The organism is Moritella sp. 5, from assembly GCF_018219455.1.
Taxonomy (GTDB): Bacteria; Pseudomonadota; Gammaproteobacteria; order Enterobacterales; family Moritellaceae; genus Moritella.
Window position 1 is genome coordinate 1,689,711 of sequence record NZ_CP056122.1, and the last position, 16,894, is coordinate 1,706,604.

At 34.7% G+C, this 16,894-nt stretch carries 13 protein-coding genes; 10 read left to right on the forward strand and 3 right to left on the reverse strand.

The window, feature by feature from the left end:
* Window positions 1-32 precede the first annotated feature (32 nt).
* From HWV01_RS07620 to tssG, 7 genes are all read left to right on the forward strand, one after another.
* Window positions 33-1,934, forward strand: a complete 1,902-nt coding sequence (locus HWV01_RS07620) for a protein kinase family protein (protein ID WP_211674805.1) — start codon at window positions 33-35, stop codon at window positions 1,932-1,934.
* Entirely contained in the window at window positions 1,934-3,430 is a 1,497-nt protein-coding gene (tssA, locus tag HWV01_RS07625; protein WP_211674806.1) for a type VI secretion system protein TssA, read from the forward strand. Before HWV01_RS07620 ends, tssA begins: the two co-directional genes overlap by 1 nt.
* Window positions 3,431-3,459: 29 nt before the next feature.
* The gene (gene tssB, locus HWV01_RS07630) at window positions 3,460-3,957 is read left to right on the forward strand and encodes a type VI secretion system contractile sheath small subunit (protein WP_211674807.1); all 498 of its coding nucleotides are present in this window, start codon (window positions 3,460-3,462) and stop codon (window positions 3,955-3,957) included.
* 8 nt (window positions 3,958-3,965) lie between these two features.
* Window positions 3,966-5,444, forward strand: coding sequence for a type VI secretion system contractile sheath large subunit (gene tssC / locus HWV01_RS07635; RefSeq protein WP_211674808.1), 1,479 nt, complete (start codon window positions 3,966-3,968; stop codon window positions 5,442-5,444).
* Window positions 5,445-5,506: 62 nt separating this feature from the next.
* Window positions 5,507-5,917 carry a type VI secretion system baseplate subunit TssE gene (tssE, locus tag HWV01_RS07640; protein WP_211674809.1) on the forward strand — a complete coding sequence of 137 codons (411 nt, stop codon included), beginning with the start codon at window positions 5,507-5,509 and terminating at the stop codon, window positions 5,915-5,917.
* A gap of 12 nt (window positions 5,918-5,929) precedes the next feature.
* On the forward strand, window positions 5,930-7,678 hold the full coding sequence (tssF, locus tag HWV01_RS07645; RefSeq protein ID WP_211674810.1) for a type VI secretion system baseplate subunit TssF: 1,749 nt from the start codon (window positions 5,930-5,932) through the stop codon (window positions 7,676-7,678).
* On the forward strand, window positions 7,675-8,670 hold the full coding sequence (gene tssG, locus HWV01_RS07650; RefSeq protein ID WP_211674811.1) for a type VI secretion system baseplate subunit TssG: 996 nt from the start codon (window positions 7,675-7,677) through the stop codon (window positions 8,668-8,670). The genes tssF and tssG overlap by 4 nt, the downstream gene beginning before the upstream one ends.
* Window positions 8,671-8,718: 48 nt before the next feature.
* Here tssG and HWV01_RS07655 read toward each other — a convergent pair whose 3' ends face one another.
* From HWV01_RS07655 to HWV01_RS07665, 3 genes are read right to left on the reverse strand one after another with little or no spacing between them, the layout of a single operon-like run.
* Window positions 8,719-9,186 (reverse strand): Lrp/AsnC family transcriptional regulator, encoded by a 468-nt coding sequence (locus HWV01_RS07655; protein WP_211674812.1) that lies wholly within the window; start codon window positions 9,184-9,186, stop codon window positions 8,719-8,721.
* Between the two features lie 40 nt (window positions 9,187-9,226).
* Entirely contained in the window at window positions 9,227-12,634 is a 3,408-nt protein-coding gene (gene tssM / locus HWV01_RS07660; protein ID WP_211674813.1) for a type VI secretion system membrane subunit TssM, read from the reverse strand.
* A gap of 38 nt (window positions 12,635-12,672) precedes the next feature.
* Complete coding sequence (locus tag HWV01_RS07665; RefSeq protein ID WP_211674814.1) at window positions 12,673-13,971, reverse strand: type VI secretion system ImpA family N-terminal domain-containing protein; 1,299 nt, start codon at window positions 13,969-13,971, stop codon at window positions 12,673-12,675.
* A 430-nt stretch (window positions 13,972-14,401) separates the two neighbouring features.
* On the opposite strand from HWV01_RS07665, the gene HWV01_RS07670 reads away from it, so the two are divergent.
* From HWV01_RS07670 to tssJ, 3 genes are read left to right on the forward strand one after another with little or no spacing between them, the layout of a single operon-like run.
* Window positions 14,402-15,037 (forward strand): hypothetical protein, encoded by a 636-nt coding sequence (locus tag HWV01_RS07670; protein WP_211674815.1) that lies wholly within the window; start codon window positions 14,402-14,404, stop codon window positions 15,035-15,037.
* An 8-nt stretch (window positions 15,038-15,045) separates the two neighbouring features.
* Window positions 15,046-16,398 carry a type VI secretion system-associated FHA domain protein gene (locus tag HWV01_RS07675; protein ID WP_211674816.1) on the forward strand — a complete coding sequence of 451 codons (1,353 nt, stop codon included), beginning with the start codon at window positions 15,046-15,048 and terminating at the stop codon, window positions 16,396-16,398.
* Complete coding sequence (gene tssJ, locus HWV01_RS07680; RefSeq protein ID WP_211674817.1) at window positions 16,391-16,894, forward strand: type VI secretion system lipoprotein TssJ; 504 nt, start codon at window positions 16,391-16,393, stop codon at window positions 16,892-16,894. Before HWV01_RS07675 ends, tssJ begins: the two co-directional genes overlap by 8 nt.

The following is a 16,894-nucleotide window of genomic DNA, read 5'->3' on the forward strand; positions in this document are numbered from 1 at the left end:
CATACCCTTTTATAGTTAGAAAAGAGCAAGTTTTGTCTGAAGTAGATAACGTAAAAACTAAGTTTATTAATAGCGTTATTGCGAAGGCTATTGAAAAGAAAAATAAAAAAAAGGAAGATATTGAGCGAGCAAAGCAGCCTAAATTAATTGATGTGCTGTCAGCTAAATTTGATATTGTAGATACAATCACGTCGCCTTCATCTTCAACAATTATTTATCAACTTGCAAAAAAAGATCAACCAGATAAACAAATTTGTTGCAAAACTATCGTCAATATTAATGATGAATCGGCTAAAAAACAGCTTTTAGCTGAAGCGTCTTGTCTTGAAATAAGTCAACATCCAAGTGTTAGCCGCTTTATTAAAGTTAGTTCAGAACTTCATACGCCTTATTTTATGTATGAATGGGTTCAAGGTGAATCGATTGCTGAAAAAGTGAATCGTTATTCAGCTAAGGGTTTTCGTCACGACCATATTGCTTGGCTCATTTATCAAGTCGCTGGTGCATTAGAGTATATGCATACGAAAGGTGTGTGCCATTTAGATATTAAACCATCAAATATTATTGTTGATGAAGATGATGCGGTTAGGTTAATCGATTTTGGTGCTGCGCAATATATTAATGAAAGTGACGGTTACGCTGAAGCAAGTCTTGGGTATGCATCTCCTCTTTTTATTGATTCCCATATCGGTGAACCACAGGATGATGTGTATTCATTAGCGGTTGTCGTTTATCACTTATTTATCGGAAGTACGTCCAGCGCTAATCTCGCAGATGATATCTCTAAGTTTAAGGGATCAAGTGATATTCCGCAGCATATATGGGCATTGTTAAATTTTGTTCTTTCTTCACCGCGAAGTCATGGTTTGACCCCCATTAATTTTGCTCAAAAGCTGGCTAAAATAGACATAAAATCAAAATCTCTATCTGGTATGCCTATTTTTAATAGTTTACGTAATGCTGACTTGGTTTTAACGCAGGCAAGCGGTAAAGAGACTTCTTTTGGTTCGAATGTCAGTTATGCCGGGATTATTGCTTTATTCAGTTTTACGCTCTTATTTTCTATTATATTAGGCTATGGTTTTATCGTTGTGAACAATAATGCTGAAAACAAACTGTATGAGGACTTAATAAGCTTAGAAGATAATGCGTATTCACGTGCTAATAGAGTGAGTGAGCTTGAAGCTGAGCAACGCTATGTTGATAATCAGGATGTTATTGTTAAGAACCAATCTTATCCATTAGAGCAGTTAGATAAATTAAGTCAACTTAAGCAACAAATTGTTGATTTACGTCAGCATATTTCAGCGCCTACCTTACCTGGCACTAACCTTGTTCAGACATCCTTTGTCGAATTATTGGCTAATGTAAATACATTGATATCGGATACTGTAGATATTAATGGGTCTTTTGGTATATCAATTGAACAAGCTATAAAGTATCTAGAAAAAGGGGATACTAAAAGTGTGGCTAGGCTAAATAATGAAGCATTATTGAATGCCAAAGTGAATGATTTTTATTATTCGAAAGCATTTTATAAGAAGCTAATTAACGCTGTTGTGGCGCGTGTTGAATTGCTTGAATCAAAATCTCGTTATACGGACTCTATTCAATTATTAGAGCACCTGGAAGATTATGTCGGTCCCCTCCAAATATTATCCAAAAAAATAGATTCGCTTATTATTGCACGTTCTGAATATATTTTGTTTCAAACGGTAACGGGAAAATATATATATTCAAATACGAAAATTAACAAAGCTTATAAAGAGTTAGCGAAAATATCGCCAGAACGAGCTCAAGACGCACGTGTTCTTTTAACTGAAATAGTGACTGATAATTTGGCTAAAAAACATATCTCCAAAGTCACGCTTGATGGTGCACTCATCATACAAAGGTTACTTGTTAAATTAACAAAAAGTGAGCAGGTCATATAATGAAATTACCAGAGATTGTGGCATTGTTAGAGCCGATTTCGAATTCATCTCCGGCAGGAGAAGATGCTAAATACGAATTTTGTTATGAGGTAATGGAATCAGAGATTAAGAAGTTTGGTTCGCTTTTTGGTGAAACGGTTGATTGGAAAGTCGTTGATGCGACGTCAACTGAAGTGTTGGTATCACACAGCAAAGATTTTAAACCTCTGTGCTATTTAATCCGTTCTATGGTGGAACGTAAGCAATTTGTAGGGTTGCGTGATGGACTTGAATTATTACTTAATGCAATTACCATATTTGGTAAAGAGCTTTATCCGCGGCGTAAAAGAGGTCGAGACGGTGTGCTAGATTGGTTGTTAAACCAACTGGACATTGTTTTACCGAAAATCGATGTTAATGCTGTTGATCAATCAATAATCTTTGAATGCGAAGCATTAGCTAAATCAGTAAGTTCAGCTTTATTTTCTATATTTGAAGACATCGATGTTAATTTCAATCGGTTAGCTAACACTCTGACTCCCTTGCTATTAGTGCCTGTTGTACCTGAGCCAGTTAGCACTGCACAGATGACTGTAGAAAATGAAGCCAAAAGTGCGAATGCTAGTGATAATCGAAGTCATGAAAATAAGAGCAATACCGCCGTTACGCCACTAGTCATAGCAAAAGAACTCGATGTTGATTTTTCTACAGCAGGTACGCTTAAGGCCTCATTAGGAACCCTTTCTCATTACCTGTTATCTAATCAGATCGGATTCGGCTTAGCTTATAGAATAAATCGCTATATAGCCTGGTGTGATATCGATGAACTTCCGTCTTCTGACGATGCTAAGACAACGCTTTTGAGCCTTGCTATATCAGCCGATAAATGTGCTGAGTATCAGAGTTTAGCCACTGAAAACCCGACTGTTGAGCTAATTAAGCAGCTTGAAAAAACACTGATAAATAGCCCTTTCTGGCTTACTGGTCATTTCATACAGTACAAAGCATTAAAAGCATTAAATTATTTAGATGCTGCTGAAGCCATTAAATCAGAGGTGCAAGCGTTGTCTAAAAAATTTAAAGGAATAGCAGCATTAAGGTTTTCAAATAATATCCCATTTGCTGATATTGAAACAACTGCATGGCTAGACGCCAATGATAAACCACTGCATACCTCTGGTACTTCACTCGTGTTTGATACTGAAATTGATTATGTTGATATTGAAAATATCGGCAGCTTTATTTTTGATATATCAAAAGATCTCGATAGTGATAGTTCAGGAAGAGGACGATTTATGAACTATTTACAAATCATTAAGGTTTACCAATTAGCTGGATTACATCATTTATGTTTGCCTTATATTGAAAAATTATGGCCTATACGTTGTGACATGAATTTAGTTAATTGGGAACCTGTTCTGTGTACACAACTTGATTATCTGGTCAATTTAACTTTAAGTAATATCTATGAAAACAGTGACGATATACCTGATAAGTATCAAGAGTGGAAATCTTAAAACCGAAAACCTAATAAATAAGGATTGTTATGTCAAACGATGGCTCAGTTGCTCCAAAAGAGCGTATTAATATTAAGTATGTTCCACCTACTGGTGATGTAAGTGAAGAGGTTGAATTACCTTTGAGTATGGTTGTTATTGGTGACTTTTCTGCAAAAGCAGATGAAACACCAATTGAAGATCGTACATTAGTTAATATAGATAAAGATAACTTTAATGATGTACTTGCAGGCTATTCTCCAAATATTATAGTGAAAGTTGAGGATAGACTTAGTAAGGAAGACGCTCACCCAATGACGGTTGATCTTACTTTTAATAGTATCCAGGATTTCTCACCTGAATCGATAGCTGAAAGTGTACCTGAATTAAAGAGCTTACTTGATTTAAGAGAAGCGTTGGTTGCTTTAAAAGGACCGCTTGGTAATGTACCTGCTTTTCGTAAGAAAATTGCATCAATTCTTCAAGATGAAGATTCTCGTAAGCTATTGTTAGAAGAACTAAATGTTGATAAAACGGAAGAAGGATAGGAGCTAGTATGAGTTTAGATGCACAAACAGCAGAGCAAGACGTAAGTCTGGCTGAATCAGGTTCGTTACTTGACAGTATTTTAAATGAAACACGTTTAAAACCTACAGACGAAGGTTTTGATGTTGCTAAGCGTGGTGTTGAGGCATTTATTGCTGAACTACTCAGCCATAATGCTGTTGAAAAGGTTGAGCAATCACTAGTTGATTTAATGATCTCAGATATTGATGCTAAATTATCATCACAAGTTGATGCCATTTTACATCATGAAGAAGTGCAAGCAATTGAATCAACTTGGCGTGGCCTTAAGTACCTTGTCGATCATACTAATTTCCGTGAAAATATTCAAATAGAGCTTATTTCAGCGAAAAAAAATGAAGTCTTAGACGATTTTGATGATGCACCTGAAGTCGTTAAGTCTGGTCTCTATAATCAAATTTATACACGTGAATATGGTCAATTTGGTGGTAAACCGGTTGGTGCTGTTATTTGTGACTACCAATTTAATTCGTCATCGCCTGATATCAAGTTACTTGAATATATGTCAAACGTCGGCGCTATGTCCCATGCCCCATTTATTTCATCTGTGTCAGCTAATTTCTTTGGTGTGGACAGTTATGAAGAATTGCCTGGGCTCAAAGATATTAAATCGGTATTTGAAGGTCCTAAATATTCTAAGTGGCGGGCTCTTCGTGATAGTGATGATTCGCGTTATTTAGGTTTGTGTGCGTCTCGATTTATGTTACGTAGCCCGTATTCTGTGGAAGACAATCCTATTAAATCATTTGATTATAATGAAGTTGTTACAGGTAGCCATGACAGTTACTTATGGGGTAACTCAGCATACGCGATGGCATCTAAAATAGCAGACTCATTTGCTAAATACCGCTGGTGCCCAAATATTATCGGGCCGCAAAGTGGTGGTGCAGTATTTGATTTACCTATTCATAACTTTGAATCGATGGGACAAATCGAAACTAAAATACCAACAGAGATTCTTATTTCTGATCGCCGTGAGTACGAATTAGCCGAGGAAGGTTTTATAGCATTAACTATGCGTAAAGGATCTGACAATGCATCATTTTTCTCTGCGAACTCAGTTCAAAAACCGAAGGTGTTTCCAAATACACCGGAAGGTAAAACATCTGAAATGAATTATAAATTAGGTACACAATTACCTTACATGTTCATTATTAACCGATTAGCGCACTATATTAAAGTTTTACAGCGTGAACAGATTGGTTCGTGGAAAGAGCGCTCAGATTTAGAAATTGAACTAAACAAATGGATACGCCAATATGTTTCTGACCAAGAGAATCCGCCTTCAGAAGTGCGTGGTCGTCGTCCGTTAAGAGCGGCTAAGATCAACGTATCAGAAGTTGATGGCGATCCGGGTTGGTTTAGAGTTTCACTTTCGGTTCGACCTCATTTTAAATATATGGGGGCGAGTTTTGATTTGTCTTTAGTTGGTAAATTAGACCAAATTTAAGGTTTATTTACAGTGAATATTAAGCGGTGATCGTGTATCACTGCTTAATTATAAGATGGTTTATGGAAAAAGGTTATAGATTGTTCGAACGTATTGAGTTAGGTGAAAGTAAAAATAGCTATGAAAAAGTGATATCGCAGAGGCATTTAATCGAGTCTATTCATCAGCATCTTGCCGATTTACTTAATACTCATGCAGGTAATGCGATGACCTGTATTGATTATGGACTACCAGATTTTAACGACGTGTTATCTAACCATACTAATTTAGTATCAAACATTCGAAAAAATATCATATATACAATTAAAAAATTTGAACCTCGAATAAAATTTGTCGATGTGTTGTATCGAGAGAGCAATGAGGATCCCCTACAGCTTAATTTTAGTATCTCTGGAGATATCTCTCATAATGGAATAAATATGCCATTATCGATAGATGTTCATATGGGAGTAAATGGACAATTTAACGTATGAGTGGGCAATTAAATGAGTAACTCTAGATATTTTCAAAGTGAACTAACTTATTTAAAAGAAGCGGGAAATGAATTCTCTAAGCAACATCCTCAGCTAGCTAATTTCTTATCAGAAAGTACATACGATCCAGACGTTGAGCGATTGCTAGAAGGTTTTGCGTTTTTAACTGGACGTATTAGAGAAAAAATAGATGATGAATACCCAGAATTAACCCAATCTCTAATGACATTGTTATGGCCCCATTATACTCGCTCTATTCCTTCAATGTGTATTGCTCAGCTAACTCCGAACAGTGGCGGTGTCACAGAGAAAACACGTGTTGCCTCTGGTGTTGAAATGGCCAGTAAATTGGTTGATGGTACGAAATGCATTTTTAAAACTTGTTATAACGTTGATTTATATCCCATCCAAATAAATAGTGTTAAACAAGAAAATAGCCGTTCTAGTTCTGTCATTAGCCTCAACCTTAGCGTTGAAAATGATCTTGAACTTGCTCGCATTGGACTTGACACATTAAGGTTTTATTTAAATGGTGAACGTTATATCTCGATGAGCATATTTCTTTGGTTATTCCGTTATTTGGATTATATAGAGCTAGATACGGGAGATGGTAGCCGAAAGCGATTACCTGCTTCAATGATCAGTCCTGTTGGATACAGTGATGATGAAAGCTTATTGCCTTACGGTGAAAACTCGTTCGCGGGCTATCGATTATTACAAGAGTATTTTTCATTACCTGAAAAATTTATGTTTTTTGATCTTAATGGATTGGATTGGCTAAAAGGTTTACCACAACGTAATACAGTTAAAATTTCCTTTGTTTTTTCCCGAGCCTTACCGCTAGATGTTGTGATAAAAGATAAGCATTTTAAATTAAACTGCACACCGATTGTGAATCTATTCGATAAAGATGCTGATCCGATAAGGGTTGAGCATAAGCAAACTCAATATAAAGTTAGACCACAAAGTCTTAATCAAGATCATTATGAGGTTTACTCGATTAATAATGTTGATAGTTGGGATAATAACGAACGAAAGCGTAAGCAGTTATTAGAGTTTGAGTCATTTGAGCATCAGGTTAATACGTTTGAAAAGCAAGATTATTATAAGTCAAATGTTGCAGAAAGGGCCTCTGGGAGTGGTTTTGAGCGTTATATTTCTTTTTACACGCACCAGAATGAAATAACTAATCTATCGAGCGAAACGGTGCTTATGAAGCTCACATGCAGTAATGCGAACCTCCCTGAGCGTTTAATTATTGGTGATATTACCTATTCCACTCAAAATTCACCTGGGTATGCTTCATTTACCAATATATCAAAACCAACCGCGTCAGTTAGTCCAAATATAAACGGGGCATTACAGTGGCAGTTAATTTCAAATATGTCATTAAACTATTTATCACTTACGAATATTGATGCGTTAAAGGTTTTATTATCAACGTACGACTTTAATGCTAACAGCGATCGGCAATCCCAACGTACCTCTCAGCAGAGGCTAGACGGGATAAAAAATATCTTCACGGTGCCAATCGAACGTATTTATAAGGGGGTATCCATACGGGGTATGAAGATAAAAATGGATATGAACTCAAGTATGTTTACTAATGAAGGTGATATGTTCTTATTTGCTTCGGTACTTAATGAATTTATAAGGTTATATGCAAGTATTAACTCATTCACTGAACTTGAAGTTGAAAATGTAGTGAATAACGAAGTTTATAATTGGTCTAGTAAAGTGGGGCAGCAACCGATTTTATGATGGATGATATAATAAAAAATGCACATAATTACAGTTTCTTTTACTTAACTTCATTACTGGAAAAGAAGTTTGAAAGTCATCATGGCATTAAGTATAAAGGCGTAGGTGGTAATCGGTATACTGTTGATGAATATATTCAGTTCTCTGTTTCACCTGAATTATCTTATCCCAAGAGTGATATAAATAATATAACAAGCTATCAATATGACGGTCGTAATTATGTTAATTTAGAAGTTAATTTCTTAGGTCTACATGGTAGCAGCTCACCATTGCCAAGCTCTTATGTGGAAAAATTAGCGGGTCGGGATGATGACAACCCAGTAAGATATTTTCTTGATTTTTTTCATAATCGCTATTTATCGTTATTATATCAAACTTGGAAAAAATATCGACATCATGTGCAATATCAAAGCGGTGCTAACGATATGTTATCCAGTCACCTGTTCAATTTTATCGGTTTATCTGAATCGATATTACGCTGCAATGGTGTTAGTTTGGATAAGGCGAAGTTATTATCTTATGTCGGACAATTATCGACTCGGACACGCTCTCCTAAGCTTGTATCTGGTATTATTGCTCACTGTTTTGGGTTAGATAATGTCAGTATTGAAGAATGGGTTTTTCGTCGAGTAAGTATTGCAGATAGTCAAGTTAACCACCTTAACAAATGTAATTGTGTATTGGGTCAGGATTTACATATAGGTAAAACAATCGCAGATTTATCGGGAAAATTTAACTTATGCATTAATGAATTAGATTTTTCTCATTATTTAAAATTTTTACCAGGGCAGGAACTAAATATTGTTCTAAAAGAATTAATGAAATTTACTTTAATTGATCCTTTAGCTTGGGATATAAAAATAAAAGTCAATAATAATACCTTACCTAAAAATACACTCGGTGGTGGGGAGGGGAATACTTTGGGACAAACATGTTGGTTAGGAGTACCCCGTGATAATGATAATATTATTACTATCACGGGATCTTTCTAGAAAATAGTTCAGATGCAGTTAAAATAGAGAGCGTTAATAGTTACTGCTTTATCGGTCTACGGTTTGATGCAATACAATCGATGTTTGTAATTTTTTAATACCTGTAATATTTTCAATGTTGTCACACAGAATATGAATGTGGTATAAAGTTGACGCTTCTAATCTTGCGATTATATCAAATTCGCCACCTGTTATACACGTGCTCCTGATTTCAGGGACTCCTTTTAATATTCTTGAGACTTCATTGCGTTGGCCATTAATACAGCTTATAAGTAAGTATGTAACCGCCAGCCTTTCTTTACTGTCGATTTGTAACTGAGCTGTGTAGCCCCTAATCATCCCTGACTTTTCTAAGCGATTTATTCTTTCAGAAACCGCTGTTCTTGATAAACCTATATTTCGAGATAAATTTGCTACCGATTCACGACCATTTGATAATAAAATAGAAATTATTTTACGATCTAATTTGTCCAAATTCTCAATTGTTGTTTTTTCTGCTAAAATTGTAGCGTTCATTGAATTTCAATCCATTTAATTAGATTTGATTAAAATGTAATTAATTAACTTTTTTTATTGTTTTTGGTAATTTAAAGTTAAATAATTCAGGAAGTGTAAATGGGTTATTAGGTGAGTCAGGTTGTATCATGACCTTAAGTTCACGCCCTGAAATTTTTATTTCGCTTGTGAACCCACCTTTTTCAGACATTATTATATTGCTATCATCAAATAGACGGTATAAAGCCCATTGCCCGTTTTTGCTTAATATATGCTGTTTACCTTCTTTTGTTATGTCTTGAATTGTTAAGTTCACGGCAAAAGTTCCACTTTTCGGAGGCCAAACAAGCTCTCTGACTTTACTTGGGCCATGATAGTAATTTATAATTTGATCTGCAATATCAACTCTGGCTCTTATTACGCTAGAGTCTAAGTCTATGATTTTTATGTTAAATGGGACTTTGAATGAATTTGTCGTATGATCAATTAGTGTATCTCTGATGATGTTAAAGCTTTTAAGCTGTACTATTAATGCTTGAGATAGCTGTAAATATTCTCCATCCACCCGTTTTTCTTGCCATAAGTTGGTATCATAAAATGCAGCTAAATATTGCGTTATGAAGCTATCTAGGACACCACCATTTGCAAAGAAATTATCAAATTCTTCTAAGGAAATCTCTTTAGTTGCTTGTCGATTAAATGGATATCTATCGATACCAATTACTTCAAATTTACTGTAAACAGAACTTAGCCAAAGCTGTTCTACGCCTTTTGTGGCCTCTGTAAGCATCATTGCCCATGTTTGATTTACTATGTCTAACAACCAAGTTCTGATTGGCTCTGGTGATTTTTGTGCTATCTGTTTTAGTCTTATCAAAGGATCTGACTCGGTAATGGTCATTCTTTTTTTAGCTGCATGTAATGCAGCCATTTGCCGATTTGGTGAGTCTGTAATATCTTTCATGTAAGTTCTTACTTGACTTAGCGCTTTAAGTATTTCATCCCAAGGTGTTGGTGATTCATCTGTTTCACTTATTTGTAATCGGTTAATTAAGAAAAAGGCTTGCTCGACTCGAGCCATAAGTAAGTAGTCTGGTTTAAATGTTTTTTCTGCGATATCAGTTGTTTTTTCTAATGCCTTATTGATGAGTTTATTTTTTGAGTTAAGTCGTTCTAGCTCTTTTTTCGATGGTGATAGTTTGGTATTTGCGTAGAGCTGTCTCAATACCGTCGTTAATGGTGAAGACGGTCCTGAGATTAGATCTATTGAATCAGTAAGATCTATAATATTACTGTATGGTTTTATTTTTAATTCACTTAGTGCATGCCTCCATTTACTAATGTAGTCATCTGCATATTTTTTACGTACTTTAGCTTTAAATATATCTAATTCTTGCTCTGTTGGTTCAGTATTATTTGATAGACCGAGTACCCAGTCATCTGCAATGATCTTCTCTGATAGCAGTTCAGTGTGCGGACGATAAAATGTACTAAATCCCGTTGATGTATAAATTTTGTTTATGGTAATTTGTTTTTTGTTCAAGCGAGGGTTGAACACATTATCAAAATCGAATCCGATGCTTCTGGCTATATCTAACGAGCCTAAATCAATATCATTAGCTTGTGATAGAATGTCAGAATACACCATGTCAACTTTTGATTTTGATAATAGATAGCGTCTTGTTGATCTAACCAAATCTAAATTAATAGTCACAGCAGGAAAATCACTTTTAAAATATGTTGTTAAGTATCTTGATGACTTTTCGACATTATTTTGATTGGATATAATATCCGTTAATATTTTATTGGTCTGTTTATTTAAATAAGTGATATCTCTTTTATCTACTTGTTCTAGCATTAAATATGCTTTGAGTAACGCTAACGATTCGTTATAGTCATTTTGTTGTTGGCTAATTTCCTGCGTATAAGCTTTTTCAATTATAGGGATGAGTATTTCATTCACATCAAGTATTAATTTCTGATAAGCGAGTTGTGTTGCTGCATCTAGCTGGCTTAGGTTTAATGATGAAACCTCTTGCTCAAGGGCTTTGTTACTCGCTATCCAAGCGTCATATATTGGATCTATGTTAGCGATAGCTTTACTTAATTCTTTATTCAAATCTGAACTGTGCTGTTGGCTTGAAAGTTCGTCACCGTTAGCTTCTAGCGATATCAAATTATTGATGACATTGATATTACTGATTAATGTTTCCTGTAGCATGTAGCCGGTTAAAATAACGATTAAAGTACAGCCTGAAAGAGTGAGATAACTATTCCGGGTTAACTTACGAAGATAAACTTTGTTTTCACCTGCGTAGTTTGCTTCAGGTAGGATTTGAGATTCGACCAAAAAACGAGAGAAATATGGTGTTTCATGTAATTGCATATGCTCAGATGCAATCATGGGTAAATTAAAATAATTGCTGCAACTCTTTGCTAATAAATTATATTTTCGTCCACCTTGTAACCCTGATGTGAAAAATAGGTTTCTGATATCAAGATTATAAATGCCTTGGTTTACTTGGCTTAATTGATTTACCAGACGCATGATTTCGTTTTTACAAAGCTCAAATTGTTTAGGAAATGAAATAATGGCCTTTTTTTCTTCAACATCATTGCATTGAGAGGCTGAATCTAATGCACTTTTTTCCATCGTTTTAACTATATTATTAAAGCTATCTCGATAAAAATCTGCCACTGCACCTTTCGCGTCTTTTAGCGGGATGTTTAAAAATTCAAGATTTGATTTAAGAGGACTATGATTAATAAATTCATTAAATCCATTAAGTTTATCAATTTTAGTAATTATTATGTAAATAGGTAGTGCGCTATAAATTTTTTCTACAATATATTCTAAACGAGAAGATATTATATTCATCGTATAATCTAGATGATCATTTTCATGTACAATAATATGTTCTAAATCCCAACATAATAAACAACCAGAAAACGGTTTTCTCGGGTTTGAACGTATTAATTGATTAATAAATACTTTCCAAAGTTCGCCATCATTCGCAGCGCTTTCTTGAAAAACAAGTCTGTGGTTAGGCTTTAAATAAATCGCACTATCAGATTCCATCCAAGTGAAAAAATCGTTAGATAATGTTTTTTTCTTGTCTAGTGGCTTTATCGAATTTGATGTTTCTAAAAACGTATATTTACCACTTGATTTATTTCCAAGAAGTAAGTAGAGGGGCTTTTTTTCTGAATTGTCCATTAAGTTTTTTAACGTATAGGTCAGTATCTCACTTTCTGTTTCAATGTGATTTATTTTAGATGATTTTCTGCGTTTATAAAATATAGAAATATTAAATGCTATATATAAACCAATTATCATGGTGACCGGTAACATAAAAAATATTGAGGAACGGTCAATTCCCAGCCATAAACTTACTATTAATAATCCACAGATTGTTAGAATAGCAATCAATGATGAAATAAATAATGGCTTCCTATAAAACTTTAACATACATTCCTTCTATTATTTTTAGTTTGGTTAAATAAACTTTATTGACGTTCTGATAGCAGTGCATTAATTTTAAACTGATAGGTATTTAGTATATATTGGGCTTTATTTATATCATCAATTTTCAGTGAGCTTTCGGCGTATTCAATACGACCAAGAAGTGGAAACAATGTATTACTAAATTTATAAGATTTTGTAACTGATGATGATGGTGATGTTAATTGAGCATTTGCAATGATTGTTCTGGCACTATTAAATTGCTGTTTAATACCTACATAGCTATTAATTAGGTTGTATCTATCGTTGTCAAAGCTACCTTTTATAGATTGAAACGTAATTGAATCTGGGTATATTTCTTCAAGAGAAGTAATGATTGAAACTAATCTATCCATCTTGTTTATTTTCAGTGGATCTTCGGCCCAATTTTTGAAGAAATCAGTACTTTTATTGAAAACAATTTCTTTTAATGCCCGCTGAGTCTTTTTAGGGCTATGTGTTAACTTTTGAATTAGAGAAGAAAACTCATCCAAATTGGCGTTTTTAAATGTTTGTAACTGTTGCTCTTGCTGATAATTTTTAAAGCCTAAGTACATGGATGATATAAGTATCAATATACTAATTATGATTGGTTTATTACTGTTTAATAATTTAGGTCCGGGGATACTAGGTATATTAGTTGCTGTTTCATTCATGGACACTTCAGGTGAGGGCGTTGTTATTGTATTGGTATTAATAACGCTTTTAATATCTTCGACATTTATAGTACGAGTTTTTGATTGTTTATGTTGTTCTATTTGGCGTTCTTTTAATTCTTCTTGCCATTGGGATAAAATTCTGCGAATAGGGCCTAAAGAGGGGGCTTTTATTCCATAATGGGACTTTAGTTCTTCTTCAATTTTGAGTGTTAGTCTATGCCCGATCTCGATTAATATAAGGTCGTCTGCATTGACCGTCATTCTCTTTTGTCGTTTTACAGTATGTTCTATCATCCATTCAAAAGCACTAATTCTGGCTTTTTCTTTAGTATATTCAGGGTATGCGCTGTACCAATATACGAGCGTTAAATCGTGTATAGCACTTAAACCATTGACAAGTCCTTTAAGCCCTTGAGTGTGGATAGCGGCGGTTGTGAAGTAACAAGCACTTCTAAAATCTTTACTTTGATTTGTCAAAATATCTTCTGACAAGGAATAAATCTTCTTCCATGAGACGTTAGGTGAAATTCGACTCAGCTCGTTTATTTGTCTTTTGAGTTCGGTAAACGTATCAAGTCTATTTGTGTTTTCTCCCTCTGGAAAGGATTTGCTTATTGGGCGTCTTGTAAAATCTGAAAAGTACATTTTAAAATATTAACTCCATTTTATCCGAAAGTATTAAGCACATGTTCAAGGGGTAAAGTAATTTTTAGTAATTAAAAGTAAATTGTGACGGTGCAGCTAATAGCCTGGAAATTAAAGAAACATGCATAAAAATAAAGTTTTCAAACAAAAAAATAGCAATAATTTACAGTAGCTTACGGTCATTTACAGTCCTTTACAAATTTTCAACTCATCGGATCACACCTTAACAGATACCAATCCATAGGTAACCAATTATGGTTATTTTTTTGTGGTTTAATTTCGAGGTCATGGTCAAAATAACTGATTTACTAGGCATAATAACTATTGAGGTGTTCATTATGTAAATAATTGGTTTTTCTGGATTATTTTCTTGAAATTGAAGTTTTTGATGTTATCTTTCCACTAAATTCGAATGATGTTTAAGGTGTGAATGTTGAGGCTATCAATTGTATTAGTATTAGTATTATTTTCTTTTTGTATGGTTTGTACTGAATCTGCTTTTGCTAAAGGTGAGCGATATGGAGTGTCTGCTCAATATTTCAACATTGATAGTGTTAAATTTGATGAGGGGAGTACAGATGAAACTAATACGATTAAATTTGGATTAGTACATTCCAGACCAATTGATGAAAATAATAATCGTTGGCGTTGGCTGTTTAACCTTAATTATTTGTCAGCAGAAGTACCTGCACAGAGTAATCTTGGATCGCAAAGTATAGGCATTTACGGTGTATATCAAGAAGTACAAAGCCTTCAATTTAGAGTTATTCCTCAATATGCAGTAGCTGATTGGGGCTGGATGACCCCACTTTTAGGGCTTGGGATTTCTACCAGTTATTCGCAGTATTCAGAGCGTTGGCAAGTTGATTCCGATGGTATTAAATATGGTGACCAACTAGAGGACATCGAGGCATTTGAGTTTGGTTTAGTCGCTAGTGTTGGGACTGTCATTAAGTTAGGTAGTAATCCAAATGCTCATTTACAGCTTGTCCCTGAAATCTTATATAACCATTCGTTTAATAATGGGCTAGGTGGCATTGAGTTTTCTTTAACGTTGTTATTTTAGGTAAGTTCGTGAGCATCATACAATTAACTTTACATATAATTAATTGCCCTGAAGAATATTCGGGTAATAAACATATCGAAATGAATGAGGATGGAGGACAAATTGGTAGAAACCCTAGTTGTACTGTTACTTTGTCTGACCATAATAAATATATTTCTGGGAATCATTCATTAGTTACCTTTTATGCCGGTACTTATTACTTAAGTGACACAAGTACAAATGGCACATTTATTAACGATAATAAGATTTTCAAAAATCAACCGATTGCATTACATCAAGATGATTTTATTGTGATGGGAAGGTACGAATTTTCTGTGTCACTAGAAAATATGGTTAAAAATATTGATATAGCGATTGATATTGACCCGAGTTCAACTGAGGATGATCCCCTTTCATGTTTAGATGTTTCATCTACAGAATGTGTTTTGGGAGAGCAGGGGATAATTGAAGATTTGTTTATTGAAACTAAAGGTAATGATATTAATAGCGATGATCCTGTCACTCATATCGACTTTAGTATGGAGAAATCAATCGGGTTATTGGATGATGAAACTCCGCAAAAATTAGTTCAGCCTCGTATAGAACGGCAGATTGCTGATGATACCGAAAGTGTACATTCTGAATTTGATATGCCTAATATGATCCCTGAAGACTGGATGGCGGATAGTACTGCTAATGTGATGGATGAGTTTAAATCTGAAGTCGCCGAGCCAACTATTATACCGGATGTTGAGATCACTGATTTAAGCGTTATACCTGCGCCTAATGTCGAAGAGGTTGCTTATGAAGTCGAGCGGATAGAACCGTACGTGAACATGAAGCCGTATTCCGAAGACTCGGAGAGTATTGAAGCTTTCTTTAAGGGCGTAGGTATTCATGATTTAGAGTTAAAAGATCGAACCCCACAGTTATTAAATCAAATGGGGGCTTGTTTACGACTTTGCTTAGACAAAATGAACAAGGATTTACGAACTGTATCCTTATTTAAAGACACAACTGAAGATAATAGTGAAAAACCAAGTGAAGATATCCTTAGACTAATGCTTTCACTTAACCAGCAAGAGGTTTTGTCGCCTTTGGAGTTGTTACAGCAAGTGAGCGATGAATTAGATTCTCATCATACACATTATCATCAAGCTGTTACTAGTTTAGTGGTAGGACAAGCCCATCAATATGACCCGGTGGCTTTTTCTGAGACACTTACAAATAAACAACCATTTTTAACAAAACGAAGGGTCTGGAATGAATATGTTCAACACTATCGGACGCAATTAAATGATGATGTTTATTCTTCCGATGCACTTTTACATGAAAAAATAAAAGAACATTATACAACAATTTTGAAGGTGGAAAATGCGTAACCTACTGTTTATATTTATAGCGTCATGCTTGTTACAAGGCTGTTCTATTTGGGAACAGTTTAAAGAGTCAACAGGAATAACACCTGAAACGTCATCAATCGAATTACATATTGATACTGCGAGCCTAATTAACCTCCGAAGCAATGGGCAATCATCGCCTGTTATTTTACGTATACATGAACTAACGTCACCAATTCTGTTTCGTAGCCTAGATTTTTTTGCTTTATTTGAAAATGATAAAGATGCGCTTGGTGACGAATATATAAAACGCTATGAATTCGAAATTCAGCCTAACGAAAAGATTCATGAGATTATTAAGCTTGACCCGATGACACGCGCAATTGGATTTTCTGCCGCTTTTCGTAACATTGATGGTTCGTCATGGCGTCAATTAGAAATAATCGAAGAAAAGACTAATTACTTTTTAAAATTACATATTGAAGGTAGTGAACTTACTACAGGAAGTACTCGTGGTATTGAACAAAATTATTTCTAA

Excerpts from the sequence above, each read along its gene's own strand:
- tssJ (WP_211674817.1), top strand. The coding sequence starts at position 16,391 with ATGCGTAACCTACTGTTTATATTTATAGCGTCATGCTTGTTACAAGGC.
- tssE (WP_211674809.1), top strand. The coding sequence starts at position 5,507 with ATGGAAAAAGGTTATAGATTGTTCGAACGTATTGAGTTAGGTGAAAGT.
- tssG (WP_211674811.1), top strand. The coding sequence starts at position 7,675 with ATGATGGATGATATAATAAAAAATGCACATAATTACAGTTTCTTTTAC.
- tssB (WP_211674807.1), top strand. The coding sequence starts at position 3,460 with ATGTCAAACGATGGCTCAGTTGCTCCAAAAGAGCGTATTAATATTAAG.
- HWV01_RS07655 (WP_211674812.1), bottom strand. The coding sequence starts at position 9,186 with ATGAACGCTACAATTTTAGCAGAAAAAACAACAATTGAGAATTTGGAC.
- HWV01_RS07670 (WP_211674815.1), top strand. The coding sequence starts at position 14,402 with ATGTTGAGGCTATCAATTGTATTAGTATTAGTATTATTTTCTTTTTGT.
- tssA (WP_211674806.1), top strand. The coding sequence starts at position 1,934 with ATGAAATTACCAGAGATTGTGGCATTGTTAGAGCCGATTTCGAATTCA.
- HWV01_RS07665 (WP_211674814.1), bottom strand. The coding sequence starts at position 13,971 with ATGTACTTTTCAGATTTTACAAGACGCCCAATAAGCAAATCCTTTCCA.
- tssM (WP_211674813.1), bottom strand. The coding sequence starts at position 12,634 with ATGTTAAAGTTTTATAGGAAGCCATTATTTATTTCATCATTGATTGCT.
- tssC (WP_211674808.1), top strand. The coding sequence starts at position 3,966 with ATGAGTTTAGATGCACAAACAGCAGAGCAAGACGTAAGTCTGGCTGAA.
- tssF (WP_211674810.1), top strand. The coding sequence starts at position 5,930 with ATGAGTAACTCTAGATATTTTCAAAGTGAACTAACTTATTTAAAAGAA.